At 35.1% G+C, this 14,001-nt stretch carries 13 protein-coding genes; 8 read left to right on the top strand and 5 right to left on the bottom strand.

Annotated features, from left to right (window positions below; translation table 11 throughout):
• The first annotated feature begins 88 nt into the window (after positions 1 to 88).
• The 6 genes from aroB to FNW07_RS06625 all read left to right on the top strand — a co-directional run bounded on the left by aroB (position 89) and on the right by FNW07_RS06625 (position 7,002).
• Positions 89 to 1,156, top strand: a complete 1,068-nt coding sequence (aroB, locus tag FNW07_RS06650) for a 3-dehydroquinate synthase (protein ID WP_126745263.1) — start codon at positions 89 to 91, stop codon at positions 1,154 to 1,156.
• A gap of 293 nt (positions 1,157 to 1,449) precedes the next feature.
• Positions 1,450 to 2,850 carry an arginine decarboxylase gene (locus FNW07_RS06645; protein ID WP_126745253.1) on the top strand — a complete coding sequence of 467 codons (1,401 nt, stop codon included), beginning with the start codon at positions 1,450 to 1,452 and terminating at the stop codon, positions 2,848 to 2,850.
• A 96-nt stretch (positions 2,851 to 2,946) separates the two neighbouring features.
• Complete coding sequence (locus FNW07_RS06640; protein WP_126745254.1) at positions 2,947 to 3,918, top strand: deoxyhypusine synthase family protein; 972 nt, start codon at positions 2,947 to 2,949, stop codon at positions 3,916 to 3,918.
• 10 nt (positions 3,919 to 3,928) lie between these two features.
• Positions 3,929 to 4,336, top strand: coding sequence for a DNA primase (locus tag FNW07_RS13775; RefSeq protein WP_158626885.1), 408 nt, complete (start codon positions 3,929 to 3,931; stop codon positions 4,334 to 4,336).
• A gap of 72 nt (positions 4,337 to 4,408) precedes the next feature.
• A complete protein-coding gene (gene recQ / locus FNW07_RS06630) occupies positions 4,409 to 6,526 on the top strand; it encodes a DNA helicase RecQ (RefSeq protein ID WP_126745255.1) in 2,118 nt (705 codons plus the stop codon).
• Complete coding sequence (locus tag FNW07_RS06625) at positions 6,526 to 7,002, top strand: DNA-deoxyinosine glycosylase (protein WP_126745256.1); 477 nt, start codon at positions 6,526 to 6,528, stop codon at positions 7,000 to 7,002. Before recQ ends, FNW07_RS06625 begins: the two co-directional genes overlap by 1 nt.
• Before the next feature lies 1 nt (position 7,003).
• Here FNW07_RS06625 and FNW07_RS06620 read toward each other — a convergent pair whose 3' ends face one another.
• The 3 genes from FNW07_RS06620 to FNW07_RS06610 form a co-directional block, all read right to left on the bottom strand.
• The gene (locus FNW07_RS06620; RefSeq protein ID WP_126745257.1) at positions 7,004 to 7,519 is read right to left on the bottom strand and encodes a DinB family protein; all 516 of its coding nucleotides are present in this window, start codon (positions 7,517 to 7,519) and stop codon (positions 7,004 to 7,006) included.
• A gap of 87 nt (positions 7,520 to 7,606) precedes the next feature.
• Positions 7,607 to 8,086: an Lrp/AsnC family transcriptional regulator gene (locus FNW07_RS06615; RefSeq protein WP_126745258.1), complete on the bottom strand. Its 480-nt coding sequence runs from the start codon at positions 8,084 to 8,086 to the stop codon at positions 7,607 to 7,609.
• Between the two features lie 83 nt (positions 8,087 to 8,169).
• Complete coding sequence (locus tag FNW07_RS06610; RefSeq protein ID WP_126745259.1) at positions 8,170 to 9,324, bottom strand: M14 metallopeptidase family protein; 1,155 nt, start codon at positions 9,322 to 9,324, stop codon at positions 8,170 to 8,172.
• A 312-nt stretch (positions 9,325 to 9,636) separates the two neighbouring features.
• Here FNW07_RS06610 and FNW07_RS06605 point away from each other — a divergent pair, with 312 nt between their 5' ends.
• Positions 9,637 to 10,104: a helix-turn-helix transcriptional regulator gene (locus FNW07_RS06605; protein WP_126745260.1), complete on the top strand. Its 468-nt coding sequence runs from the start codon at positions 9,637 to 9,639 to the stop codon at positions 10,102 to 10,104.
• Between the two features lie 2 nt (positions 10,105 to 10,106).
• Here FNW07_RS06605 and FNW07_RS06600 read toward each other — a convergent pair whose 3' ends face one another.
• Positions 10,107 to 10,661: a 1-acyl-sn-glycerol-3-phosphate acyltransferase gene (locus FNW07_RS06600; protein WP_126745261.1), complete on the bottom strand. Its 555-nt coding sequence runs from the start codon at positions 10,659 to 10,661 to the stop codon at positions 10,107 to 10,109.
• A gap of 58 nt (positions 10,662 to 10,719) precedes the next feature.
• Between FNW07_RS06600 and FNW07_RS06595 the strand changes: the two genes are divergently transcribed.
• Positions 10,720 to 11,385: a spermidine synthase gene (locus FNW07_RS06595; RefSeq protein ID WP_126745262.1), complete on the top strand. Its 666-nt coding sequence runs from the start codon at positions 10,720 to 10,722 to the stop codon at positions 11,383 to 11,385.
• Positions 11,386 to 11,453: 68 nt separating this feature from the next.
• Here the strand turns inward: FNW07_RS06595 and FNW07_RS06590 are convergent, their stop codons facing one another.
• Positions 11,454 to 13,916 carry a T9SS type A sorting domain-containing protein gene (locus FNW07_RS06590; RefSeq protein WP_144265621.1) on the bottom strand — a complete coding sequence of 821 codons (2,463 nt, stop codon included), beginning with the start codon at positions 13,914 to 13,916 and terminating at the stop codon, positions 11,454 to 11,456.
• Positions 13,917 to 14,001: the final 85 nt, after the last annotated feature.

Genomic DNA, 14,001 nt, shown 5'->3' with positions numbered 1-14,001 from the left:
TTTTATAATTATGCAAATATAATAGACTTCGATTATTTTTAACCAAAAAATCCCGTATTTTGCCTTATCAAAACACAATTAAAAAATGATGCAGTCCATTAAGGCCAACGGTTATCCTATTTATTTTAACGAAAATGGTTACGAAGCTCTCAACAGTCATTTGACCGAAAATAAATATTCCAAGCTATTTGTTATTGTCGACAGCAATACTAATGAATATTGCCTGTCAAGGTTTCTTCCTTTTTTGGAAACTGAGATTGCCATTGAAATCATTGAATTTGATGCCGGCGAAAGCTTTAAGAATATTGAAACCTGTGTGCAGATTTGGAATGTATTAACCGAATTGGGCGGCGACCGGAAAAGCCTGATTATCAATTTAGGCGGCGGTGTCGTTACAGATTTAGGTGGTTTTGTGGCTTCGACATTCAAAAGAGGAATTGATTTCGTTCATGTTCCCACTACCCTGTTAGCAATGGTCGACGCTTCCGTTGGAGGAAAAAACGGAGTTGATTTGGGCAATCTCAAAAACCAGGTTGGAGTCATTAATGTTCCGGCGATGGTTTTGATAGATACCCAATATCTGGAAACGCTTCCGCAAAATGAAATGCGTTCGGGACTGGCGGAAATGCTGAAACATGGATTGATATTCGATAAGAAGTATTGGGAGCAATTTTTGGATTTAAGCAAGCTTGATTTTGCCGATTTTGACATACTGATACATGATTCGGTGGTAATCAAAAACAATATAGTGATGCAGGATCCCACTGAAAATGGAATTCGGAAAGCGCTGAATTTCGGGCACACGTTGGGACATGCCATTGAAAGTTACTTTTTGGAACACGAAAACAAAACAACCTTATTACATGGCGAGGCGATTGCCGCGGGTATGGTTTTGGAAAGCTATATTTCATGGCAGAAAAAATTGCTCTCGGCAGAAGAATACCTACAGATTAAAGAAACGATCAATTCCATTTTTGAGAAAATTCCGTTTGAGGAAAACGACCTTATTCCTATCCTTGATTTACTGATTCATGACAAAAAAAATGAGTACGGAAATATTCAATTTGCCCTTATAGATGGGATTGGAAGCATAAAAATAAATCAAGAAGTTGAAAATGAACTGATTAAAATAGCCTTTGAAGATTATAAATCTTAACATTTTTTTACTGAAAAGGGTTGCAAGTCGGATATATTATTTTTTACATTTGCCTTAATGAATAAACACCAAAATACAAGCCAACTTTCCCTCTGCGGAAGCACAAACAGCCATCTCCTAACGGAATTATGGAGCAGTTTTTCTGCCTTTACGGGGTTCCTCAATTTTGATGTTTTTCAATACTCCATCATTTATAGGGAGAAACTTCAAATAATTTATGCAAATATTCGGGTTTGAAAATTAGATTAATTTAATTTTTTCAATTACTTTTAATCTAAATTCCTGACAAATAAATGAATACAAAATATTTCGACTTAATAAATCAAACTTACTATTTCCCTCAAGAGGAGTTCACACTGAACAAAGACAACTTACAATTTCACAATATTGATTTGATGAAATTGGTTGAACAATACGGAACGCCTCTTAAATTTACGTATTTACCACAAATTTCCAAAAACATCAACAGAGCCAAAGGGTGGTTCCGTCATGCAATGGAGAAAAATAAATACGAAGGGAAATATTATTACTGCTATTGCACCAAAAGTTCTCATTTTGAATATATCATGAATGAGGCATTTAAAAATAACATACACATAGAAACCTCTTCCGCTTTTGACATTAATATTGTTGAAAATTTATTGGAATCGGGAAAAATAAACAAAAGCACCTATGTAATCTGTAATGGTTTCAAAAGAGACCAATACATTGAAAACATTGCAAGAATTATCAACAACGGTCATAAAAACACTATTCCGATTATTGATAATTATGAAGAATTGGATTTGCTTCAGGCACAGATTAAAGGGAAATTTAAAATTGGAATCCGGATTGCCGCTGAGGAAGAACCAAAATTCGAATTTTATACGTCCCGTTTAGGAATTGGATATAAAAACATCGTCAACTTTTATAAAAAGCAAATTCAGGAAAATAAAAATCTGGAACTGAAAATGCTGCACTTTTTTATCAATACTGGTATCAATGATAATGCTTATTATTGGAACGAATTGGTTAAATGTATTAAAGTATATATTGCCCTGAAAAAAGAGTGTCCTTCGTTAGACGGCCTGAATATTGGTGGTGGATTCCCTATCAAAAATTCCCTGGCTTTTGAATACGACTACCAATATATGATTGACGAAATCATCAATCAGATTAAGATTGCCTGTGAGGAAGCTGAAGTGGATGTTCCAAATATATTTACCGAATTCGGTTCTTTCACAGTTGGAGAAAGTGGAGGTGCTATTTACCAGGTCTTGTATCAGAAACAACAAAATGACAGGGAAAAATGGAACATGATTGACTCATCTTTCATCACTACCTTACCCGATACGTGGGCAATCAATAAGCGTTTTATCATGCTGGCTATCAACCGCTGGAACGATCAATACGAACGGGTATTACTAGGCGGAATGACTTGTGACAGTGATGATTATTACAATTCAGAGCAAAATATGAATGCCATTTATTTGCCTAAATACAACAAAGAAAAACCTTTATACATCGGTTTCTTTAATACAGGGGCCTATCAGGAAACCATTGGCGGTTACGGAGGATTGCATCACTGCCTGATTCCACAGCCACAGCATATTCTGATTGACAGGGATGAAAACGGAATATTAGGCACCGAAGTTTTTTCTGATCACCAGACATCAGAAGAAGTTTTAAAAATATTGGGCTACAATAAAAAATAATTTCAAAGTTTTTAGTTTTCGATGTAGGAAATTATATTTTCAATCGTAACTTTAACTTTATACTTTTAAATCAAGAATAAAAACAAATACACAACAATGAGTAAAGGACCAATCAGTCAGTTTATTGAAAAGCATTATCTGCACTTCAATGCTGCAGCTTTAGTTGATGCCGCAAAAGGTTATGAACAACAGTTAGCCAATGGAGCAAAAATGATGGTAACCATGGCTGGAGCAATGAGTACTGCCGAAATTGGAAAAATTTTCGCGGAAATGATCCGTCAGGATAAAGTTCAGATTATTTCTTGTACAGGTGCCAATCTTGAAGAAGATATTATGAATCTAGTGGCTCACTCTCATTATGAAAGAGTTCCAAATTATCGGGATTTAACTCCACAAGAAGAATGGGATTTATTGGAAAGAGGACTTAACCGAGTAACTGATACCTGTATTCCTGAGCATGAGGCTTTCCGTCGTTTGCAAAAACATATTTACGAAATTTGGAAAGATGCCGATAATAAAGGGGAACGTTACTTACCGCATGAATTCATGTATAAAATGTTATTATCAGGAGTTCTTGAGGAATATTATGAAATTGATTTGAAAGACAGCTGGATGTATGCCGCTGCCGAAAAAAACCTTCCTATTATCGTTCCGGGTTGGGAAGATAGTACAATGGGAAATATATTTGCATCCTATGTTATCAAAGGAGAATTAAAAGCTTTCACAATGAAATCTGGAATTGAATACATGACGTTTCTAGCGGACTGGTATTCAAAAAACAGTAGTAATGGCGTAGGTTTCTTCCAAATTGGTGGTGGAATTGCAGGAGATTTTCCAATTTGTGTTGTACCAATGTTGTATCAGGATATGGAAATGCATGATGTCCCTTTTTGGAGCTATTTCTGCCAGATTTCTGATTCTACGACCAGTTACGGGTCATATTCCGGAGCTGTTCCAAATGAAAAAATCACTTGGGGAAAATTGGATATCCATACACCTAAGTTTATCATCGAGTCGGATGCCACAATTGTAGCACCTTTAATTTTTGCTTATTTATTAGATTTATAATAGAATTTTTATGAAAAGAGTAATTGTTGATTACGCCAAATTGACTAATGAGATTTTATCCCTGTTAGTGGAACGATTTCCTGACGGATACGATGATTCAAATATTATCCGTTTTAAAAATCATAAAAATGAAACCATTGAAGCGGTAGAGGTAAAAACTGAAGATACTATTTTCCTGGTAAAAATAAGCACCAAGTTATCTGACCGAATCATCAATTTTGATGAAGATGATGATATTATCGTTCCATTGGAAGGTATCAAAGGAATTGACCTTGATGAAGATGATGATGATGCCACAGGGGACGAGGAGGATGACGATTTGAATGTGGATAAGCCGGAGACCGATGATGAGGAAGATGAGGATGATATGGATACCAACGATATTGCTGATGAAGACGATGAAGATGACGAAGATTAACCTAACTTAAATACATTAAAGGAGCTCTTTTCGGAGTTCCTTTTTTTATTTCATAAGTTTCAAGTAAACCGAATGACTACTCAAATTTTACATACAACACTTAAAGAGAATTTTGGTTTCGAAAAATTCCGGCCTAATCAGGAAGAGATAATCCATACTATCCTTTCCGGTCAGGATGCTCTCGCCATAATGCCAACCGGTGGAGGGAAATCGATTTGCTTTCAATTGCCTGCGTTATTATTTCCCGGGATAACCATTGTTATTTCTCCACTAATCGCCTTAATGAAAGACCAGGTGGACAGTTTGAAGGCAAATGGGATCAACGCTTGCTTTATCAACAGCAGCCAAACACAAGCTGAACAGCAAAATCATATACAAAGCCTAAAAGAGAATACAGTGAAGTTGGTGTATATTGCTCCCGAAAGTCTGTCATATCTGGATAATATTTTCAGTGAATTAAACATCAGTCTTATTGCTGTAGATGAAGCCCATTGTATTTCTGCCTGGGGACACGATTTTCGCCCGGCATATACCAACTTGGGGTATCTGAAAAACCGCTTCCCCTCCACTCCAATCTTAGCTTTAACTGCAACCGCTGATAAGGCTACACGTGAAGACATTAGTACGCAATTAAATCTTGTTTGTAACAAAGTTTTCGTTGCTTCTTTCGATAGAAAAAATTTAAGTTTAGAGGTTCGTCCTGCTCTTGACCGTGTAAAACAAATCATCGAGTTTGTCTCAGAAAAGCCGAACGAATCTGGTATCGTTTATTGCTTAAGCCGAAAAACAACTGAAGAACTCGCCGGAAAATTACTTAAGGCTGGAATCCAAGCCAAAGCCTATCACGCGGGTTTGGACAACACCACCCGATCCAAAACCCAGGACGAATTCATCAATGACGATTGCCAGGTAGTTTGCGCAACCATTGCTTTTGGAATGGGTATCGATAAATCGAATGTGCGATGGGTAATCCATTATAACCTGCCTAAAAACATTGAGGGGTATTACCAGGAAATTGGGCGTGCCGGACGGGATGGATTGCCGTCAGAAACTATTTTATTTGAAAGCTATGGTGATGTAATCCAATTGCAAAAATTCGCTTCCGAAGGATTGAATTCTGAAGTCCAACTAGCAAAGCTTGACCGCATGAAACAATATGCAGATGCTTTGAGCTGCCGCAGAAAAATACTCCTATCCTATTTTGGCGAACTGGTGACCGAAAATTGCGGAAACTGTGATATCTGTAAAAATCCACCTTCCTTTTTTGATGGAACCATCATTACCCAAAAGGCATTATCAGCTATCAGCCGTCTACAGGAAAGAGAACCCTTGCCTGTCATTATTGATTTTTTAAGAGGTTCTAAAAATGCTCATATCTTTGAAAATGAATACCAACATTTAAAAACATATGGTATTGGTGCGGATATTTCGTGGTACGATTGGAATCAGTATTTAATTCAACTGATTAATTTAGGTTATTGTGAAATTGCGTTTCACCAACAAAATAAAATCAGGCTGACCGCGTTTGCTAGCAAAGTGTTGTTTGATGGCGAAAAAGTGCAATTAACTGCCGTTCAAAAAATCAGCATCGATAAATCAGAAGCCAAAACGCAAAAAATTAAGACATCACCAGATTCTCTTTTTGAAATATTGAGAAAAATTCGGTTTAAAATCGCAAAAGAAGAAGACGTTCCGGCCTATATCATCTTTAGTGATGCGGCTTTACGCCAAATGGAATCACAAAGACCGATGAGTGACGAGGAATTAATCACGATTGACGGTGTGGGGAAAGCCAAATTGGAGAAGTATGGCGACGCATTCATCAAAGCGATTATTGATTTCCAGAAGAGTAAATCATCAAAGATTAAAAAAGAATCAAGCACATATAAAGAGACACTGGCATTATATCAAAGCGGGCTTAACGCAGTGGATATTGCCACCAAAAGAAAATTGGGAATTCCAACCGTTATTTCCCATTTGGCAAAATTATACACTGATGGAAATGACATCGATTTAAGCGGATTTGTTTCAAATGAAGAAGTGATAAAAATCAAGGAAGCGAAAGTTGAATTAGATTCACCCAATGCACTGAAACCCTATTTTGATTATTTCGAAGAAATGGTTTCTTATGATAAAATCCGGATTGGCCTGGCCATAATTGAAAAAGAAAATCAAATACCAATAAATTAATGATTAGTTCTTTTCGACCAATAATAGAAAATGACACCGAAATTCTCATTTTAGGAACCATGCCTGGTGCTACCTCACTCGCCAGGCAGGAGTATTATGCGTATAAGCGAAATCATTTTTGGCCCATCATCTATAATTTATTCGGCAACGAAACTGTTCCGAAGCTTTTTGAGGAAAAAATAAAAATCCTTCTTAAAAATAAAGTCGGCCTTTGGGATGTGTTGGAATACTGTGAACGCAAGGGAAGTCTGGATATTCACATCAAAAATCACAAGGAAAATGATTTTGACACCCTTTTTCAGGAGTTCCCACTAATAAAAAAAATCGTTTTCAACGGAAAGGAAAGCCACAAATATTTTTTGAGGAAATTTGGCCAGATACAAGGCATCACTTATTATGTAATGCCTTCAACAAGTCCTGCCAATACGATGTCTTTTGAAAACAAACTCAAAATATGGTCTGAATTTTTAAAGTAAATTAAAGATATCTTTCCTGGAATATTCTCTGATGGTGTTTTTGATGTCCAATAATAATAAATCCGATGGCACGAACAGAAACTTCCTTATCAGATGCCGTTCCAATTCGTTGTAGCTGTTCTTGGGTAAAACTCTTGTAAAGAGATATTGTTGATTGTCGCACTACCGCCATTTCGGTCAGTAAATCCTGAATACCCCTATCATTTGCATTTGTGTTCTCCACATAATCATTCTCTTCAAAACCGGGTAACGGCGTCTTGTCATTTCTTGAGATTCTCAATGCACGATAACTGAAAATACGCTCCGCGTCAATCAGATGCTGGATTATATCCTTAATAGTCCATTTGCCTTCCGAGTAACGGTAATCAAATTTATCCATTGGAATATTTTGTACAAAACGAATAAATTCGTGCACGGAAACTTCTAATTCCTCAATCAATTCTACATTTTCTAACGCCTGAATGTAACTGGAATAATAACTGGCATATTCGGTAACTGGTAATTGGTCTGATTTCATTGTGTTTTTTTGTTAGATTCACCTAAATTAAATAAAAAAACCTCATTTACCAAGGCAAATGAGGTTTGTATTTTATTCAAAAATGAATTACATATTTTTGAAGATAGTATGCATCAAACGTTTTTTATCATTGATACTTTCATCAAGCGAAATCATCGTTTCTGTTCTATAAACACCTTCGATATCATCAATCATAAAGATAACATCTTTAGCATGTTTAGTATCTTTAGCTCTTATTTTACAGAAAATGTTGAATTTTCCTGTAGTGATATGCGCAACAGTTACATATGGAATCTCATTAATACGCTCCAAAACAAATTTGGTTTGAGAAGTATTATTCAAAAAAACACCAACGTAAGCGATGAACGAATACCCTAATTTTTCATAATCAAGTGTCAATGAAGAACCCATGATAATCCCTGCATCTTCCATTTTCTTAACTCTCACGTGAACTGTTCCTGCAGAAATCAACAATTTTTTTGCAATATCTGTAAACGGAACTCTTGTATTATCAATCAACATGTCCAAAATTTGGTGATCGACTTCATCTAAACGAAACTTACTCATAAAAATATTTAAAATTATTATATACTAATTATTCAAAACAAAGAACAAAGAACAGGTTTTTATATTTAAAAAAAGTTAAATTTTTAAATTTTTATCAATCCATTAACTATTTTAACATTATTCGTTAAAGTAAAATTAGCTTTTTGCCCCAATTGCGGAACATTTTGCCTACCATCCCAGTACATGGCTTTCTGAGCATCATATTCGTAATGACCCGTAAAACCTTCCAAATCCCCTATATCAACGATATAGGCATTGAAACAAAGCTGACCATCAACCAACTCCTCTTTGTATTGAGCGGCAAAATTCGTAATTATTTCGGTATTATCATAATTTATTTTGACATTTTTATAAACAAAGTCATAAAAACACACTTTATTTTGAGGAATATTCAAATAATCCAGCAATCTGTTGCTAACACTTTCCGATTCTGAAAGAAACTGACAACCAGCAACTAATGCCATAAAAATGTACTTCCGGGTCTCTTCTCTATGGTAATCTTCTGGAAAATGACCAGCCTCAAAAAGAACGGTCGGCGTGTTTAACGACTGAAAAGTATCGCCTATACAGTTTATGTTAAATGAGTCTTCAAATCGTCCTATGTGCTGGGGAATATACTGTTGCAAAGTATCATTCATCGCCGAGATTACGTTGATAGCCTTCATGCGGACATCATTTATCTCTCTTGCCTCATTATAGGCTGGAGACAAAAAAGAGACAGTTGCGGTATTGTGATTATTTTCAAGTCCGAAAATAGTCCGCTGATCATGCAAATTAAAACAATACTGTGGTTTAAAACGTTCAAAAACTTCTCTCAGCAATTGACTTTCAGGTTGTGTCAAGGTTTGAGAATCCCGATTCAAGTCAACTTTATTGGCATTTTCACGGGTGTATAAGGTGGCGCCGTCAGGATTTACAATTGGCAAACAACAAAAAGTGAACTTCCGCAACAGGGTTTTCGCTATTTCGGAGTTACTATTTAATAAATTAAGGAAATCAAAAAGCGCTTTTGTAGTCGTACTTTCATTTCCGTGCATCTGTGACCAGATGAAAATTTTAGTTTTACCAGTTCCTAGTTCAAGTTGATAGATAGGTTTGCCAAGAACAGATTTGCCTATATTCTGTACTGCAGTTTTTTTTCCATATTGATTTATAAGAGGTTCAATTTCCAATAAAGTAATATATCTGCCAAAAAGGCTTTGCTCTTTATATTGATTAAATAAGACACTCAAATTCATAGCTTATTTTTAGTTTTACAAAAGTAAACATCTTTGTATTTACAAATGTAAACAGCAGAACCAACTTAATTGTTTAGTGATGTAAACAAAGGTTCTGTATGTCACACTACCGTTTGTCGGTTAGAGTTTTAATGTTTTTACTTTTGTTAATACTGTAAATTAATGCCTTATTTATCAGTGCTTTACTTGGTATTATGTAAACCGTGGGATTAATGTATTTTACGGAAATACGCAGTTTACAACTGTAATTTTGTTTATCTCAATCTTTTTATTTACATTTGTAACATTAAGAAATAATTTATATTATTTACAATGGTAAACACTGAAGATTTCATTAAAAGACTGGAAGTTATATTGGATTATTATAGTCTTAATGCCTCCGCATTTGCGGATAAAATTGGTGTACAGCGTTCAAGTTTGTCTCACCTCCTTTCGGGCAGAAACAAGCCAAGTCTTGATTTTATACTAAAGATTTTGGAAGTTTTTCCGGAAGTGGATCTGTATTGGATTTTGAATGGTAAAGGAACTTTTCCAAAAGGAACGGATGAAAATGCATTTGCATTGGAAACCGAAAAAAAAATACAGCCACCTACTCCAATCCAAAATGAAATTCCCGTAAATTTATTTAGCAGCGTGGAAATTCCTTCCGCAAATAATCCCGTAGAAATAAAAAAAACGTTCGCAGACGAAAATATCGCATTCTCGTCTATTCAAAGTGATATCGATAAAATTGTGATTTTTTATAAAAATGGAACGTTTAAGGATTATAAGCCGAGTTAGATTTATTTTGACTCAAAACCATTTTGAGCCACCTTCCCTCTTGCACCTGCAAAAAAACTGCATAAAATTTGCATGTCTTCTTCCAAATTTCCGGTTGGTGCAAATGGATTCCCAAATCGGATTTCCTTCTTACTGTAATCAAAAGCCACTGGAACTATGGGTACTTTTGCTTTCATTGCAATATAATAAAATCCGGTTTTCAATTCGGATACTTTTTTACGGGTTCCTTCCGGAGCGATGGCAAGGCGAAATTCGTGTTTATTAGCAAATATTTCTGCGATAGCATCCACTTTATTCATTTTTCCGGAACGATCTAATGGTGCTCCTCCCATATATTTAAAATAGATATTAAAAGGAAAACGAAACAATTCTTTTTTTCCGACCCAATTGATCTGCAGGCCAGTGATTCCCCTGGCAAAAAGACCAAGATAAAAATCATGCCAGCTGGTATGGGGAACAATTATAATAACACACTTCTTGATGCTATTATCAATTGTACCGGTAATTTTCCATCCCATCAATCGGAAAAAAATCAATTTATAAATTAGTTTCTTCATCCTCAACAATTTTGTGCAAAAGTAACATTAATCTCTTATTTTTGGAAAAAAAAGTAAAATGCTCAAAAAGCTACTGAGTTATCTGATTCCTGTAATTGTTTACCAGAAAAAATCCCGATTGAGCAGGACACTTGAAGTGACATGGGCGAATGGCGAATTGGTCCTGGATTCAAAAAACACGAATTACTCTTATGGAAGTCTGCAGCGGATTTTGAGAAAGGGCCTGAAATCAATTGGATTCCAAAACATCGTACATATGGAAAGCATATTGGTTTTGGGTGTCGCCGGTGGAAGTGTTATTAAAACCCTGACGGAGGAAATACAGTATAAAGGCAAAATTACCGGTGTGGAGATTGATCCGGATATCATAACAATTGCCAACGACTATTTTAAGCTTAACGAAATCCCCAATCTCAGTATCGTGATTGATGATGCTTTTGAGTTTGTGCTGAAAACCAAAGAGAAATACGACCTGATTATCATTGATATTTTCCAGGACACGAATATGCCCACCTTTTTATTTGAAAAATTCTTCATTGACCGTAGCGGGTTTCTTTTAAAAATGAATGGCTATATTCTTTTTAACACTATGATTTTAAAGGAATCCGGGAACAAACGCAATATGGAATACATCCAGGCTTTTGAGACCACAGAATTCCATTGCAGGACCATTCCCAGAGTGGAACAGCACAACGAACTGATTGTGGTTCAGAAAATAGCATAAAATAAATAATTCAAATAGTCCAAAAAAAAAATGCCCCACATTCCTGTGAGGCTTTTTTTTACATAAAATTAATTCTTGATAAACTTTGTATTGGAAGTCCCCTTATCCGAATTGATTTTGATAAAATAATTCCCGTAGGTTAAACCCGAAACATCAACTGTTCTGATATTCTGAGCATTTGGAATCACCATAACCAATTGACCTAATGTATTGTAAATATTGAAGGAAGTTACTTCAATCGTTTCTTTTGCGGTAATATTCAGGACGTCTTTCACCGGATTGGGATACACGCTGAAGTAATTTGAAAACACAAAATCCTGTGTCGCCAAAACAGCTATAGTGGTCGTAGCGGTATTGGTCACGATCGGGAAATTATAATCAAAATAAATGCTGGCGGTATTACTGAACGTATTACCCAAAACCAGTGTTGGTTTGGTTTTGATTTTGAACGCCACATAGCCATCGTTATTGGCATCATCGAAAGGCAAATTTATATTTTCAAAGATGAATTCAACTTTATTTCCTGCAGTTATATTGGTAACAAACGAATGGCTTCCTTTTATTGGAACTAAAGTACTGATATCAAATTTTGCGAGGTCGATCATGTCTTTCACGACGATATTCTCAGCCGGGAATGTTCCTGTATTCTCAAAACGAATCATGTAATGTACATAATCGCCCACTTTTGCAGGACTGATAGTAGTGCCTTCCAAACACGTTTTATCATTTGGATCGAAAGCATTTACAACAGTTTGGTTGTACACAAACGTATTATCATTTGGCGTTTCATCTGTAGCTGCGGACGTTATAGACGTTGAATAATTTAGAATATCGCCACCATTTACCGGAGGCGTTCCTGTAGGCGAATGTACATATAATGTTAAGGTAATTACTCTCGTTTCTAAAGGCAGTAAGTTTGTGAAATTCCAGGATAAATTATTTGTTGTTAAACCATCAATAAACGGAGAACCATTTGTGTAAATTAAAATATCATCGTTATAGGCAAGATTTACAGTTCCCGATTGAATGGTATTACCTTTATTTTTATAAATGATTTTATACTTCGCATCAAATCCAGGTCTCGCTGGTTGCAAAGGCAAAAAAACTATCTCCAAATCTGGTTTCGGAGCACTGATACTTACACAAAAATTTTGTGTGTGTGGACTTGTTTGCGCAGGAAAATTAACAACTACTGATGCGGGTGATACATTAAAATAACTTGGATTTTCTAAAATTGGAGTAATCGTGTGTGTTCCTGATTGAACTGGAATAGAGTAATTTCCGGATGTATCAGAAATAAAATTTCCGCTGGCTGTACCGCTAGTAACATTATAATTTATATTTGGAAAAAGTATGTCTGAATTGTCACAGCCGTTATTATTCATATCTACTCTGTTTTCCCCTGAAATTGTATAATATGTTCCGCCAGGATGAAAATTACAATAGGTATTTACATGACAATTAGTATAGCCATAAGTTGCAATTAAATTTTGTATATCTGTTAATTGACTTTCATCTGCGCAGATATAATTCAAATTTGGATTGACTGAAAAATCTAAAAAATCAGATTCAATACTACCATTTTTTATTAGTAATGTAGTTAATAAAGGATTGCTATTACAATCTAAATATTGTAGAAATCTTTGTCCGGTCAAATCTAAACCAGATAATAAATTATTTGAGCAACTCAATGTACCCAGAAAATCCGTAGATGAAAAATCCAAGCTAGACAACTGATTATTGTCACATATTAAATCATTAATTTCCACACCACTTAAATCTAAAACAGTCAATGAATTATTATAACAATACAAAATATAAAGCTCGGTTGAACCGATATTTATTGAAGTAAGCAGATTTTGACCACATTCAACAAATCCGATATTAGGTAATACACTTATGTCTAATGTCGTAAGTTGGTTGTTATTACATTCCATATAGGTCAGGCTTGGCAAAGCACTTAAATTTAATGTAGTAAGTAAATTAAATCTACAATCCAATTGTGAAAAATTAGGTTTGCCACTTATATTAAGAGAAGTGATGTAATTTCTTGAACAAAACAACTCTTGCAAATTAGGCATATTGCTGACATCTAATTGCGTTAATTGATTATAGTCACATCTTAGTCTTTCCAAATTATTTGAACTACTAATATTTAATGAATTAATATTATTATGAGTACAGTCCAAGTTGATGAGATTCGTCAATCCGCTCAAATCCAGTGAATAAATCTGATTCTCTTCGCATCGTAAATAGGTTAGATTAATGAAATTTGATATTCCCACTAAGGATGAAATATTGGAAGAGCCAATACTCAGATAGCCCACATTTATAGTTTCATTTACTTCAATCTCTCCATTATTATTGGCATCAATTGTATAATTAACTCCATTTAAATCTAATGCAATACCACTATTGGAATTAGATGCCAACAATCTCGCCTTAAAATTAGCATCCGGAATATTCACAATCTGTGCATTCACTCCATTTAACAAAAACAAACCCAACAACAAAAAGTAAAACTTCTTCATAAATACAATTTAGGTTGCAAATATACAGGAACCGAATCTTTTGTAGTCATTTTTTCCCACAAAAAAAGCCCCAACATTGTGAGGC

Source organism: Flavobacterium sp. GT3R68 (assembly GCF_007109225.1).
In the GTDB taxonomy this organism is placed as follows: Bacteria; Bacteroidota; Bacteroidia; order Flavobacteriales; family Flavobacteriaceae; genus Flavobacterium.
This window is presented reverse-complemented; position numbering and strand designations above follow the sequence as displayed.

Bases quoted from the DNA above. Each gene is read 5' to 3' on its own strand.
- aroB (WP_126745263.1), top strand. From the start codon at position 89: ATGCAGTCCATTAAGGCCAACGGTTATCCTATTTATTTTAACGAAAAT.
- FNW07_RS06645 (WP_126745253.1), top strand. From the start codon at position 1,450: ATGAATACAAAATATTTCGACTTAATAAATCAAACTTACTATTTCCCT.
- FNW07_RS06640 (WP_126745254.1), top strand. From the start codon at position 2,947: ATGAGTAAAGGACCAATCAGTCAGTTTATTGAAAAGCATTATCTGCAC.
- FNW07_RS13775 (WP_158626885.1), top strand. From the start codon at position 3,929: ATGAAAAGAGTAATTGTTGATTACGCCAAATTGACTAATGAGATTTTA.
- recQ (WP_126745255.1), top strand. From the start codon at position 4,409: ATGACTACTCAAATTTTACATACAACACTTAAAGAGAATTTTGGTTTC.
- FNW07_RS06625 (WP_126745256.1), top strand. From the start codon at position 6,526: ATGATTAGTTCTTTTCGACCAATAATAGAAAATGACACCGAAATTCTC.
- FNW07_RS06620 (WP_126745257.1), bottom strand. From the start codon at position 7,519: ATGAAATCAGACCAATTACCAGTTACCGAATATGCCAGTTATTATTCC.
- FNW07_RS06615 (WP_126745258.1), bottom strand. From the start codon at position 8,086: ATGAGTAAGTTTCGTTTAGATGAAGTCGATCACCAAATTTTGGACATG.
- FNW07_RS06610 (WP_126745259.1), bottom strand. From the start codon at position 9,324: ATGAATTTGAGTGTCTTATTTAATCAATATAAAGAGCAAAGCCTTTTT.
- FNW07_RS06605 (WP_126745260.1), top strand. From the start codon at position 9,637: ATGGTAAACACTGAAGATTTCATTAAAAGACTGGAAGTTATATTGGAT.
- FNW07_RS06600 (WP_126745261.1), bottom strand. From the start codon at position 10,661: ATGAAGAAACTAATTTATAAATTGATTTTTTTCCGATTGATGGGATGG.
- FNW07_RS06595 (WP_126745262.1), top strand. From the start codon at position 10,720: ATGCTCAAAAAGCTACTGAGTTATCTGATTCCTGTAATTGTTTACCAG.
- FNW07_RS06590 (WP_144265621.1), bottom strand. From the start codon at position 13,916: ATGAAGAAGTTTTACTTTTTGTTGTTGGGTTTGTTTTTGTTAAATGGA.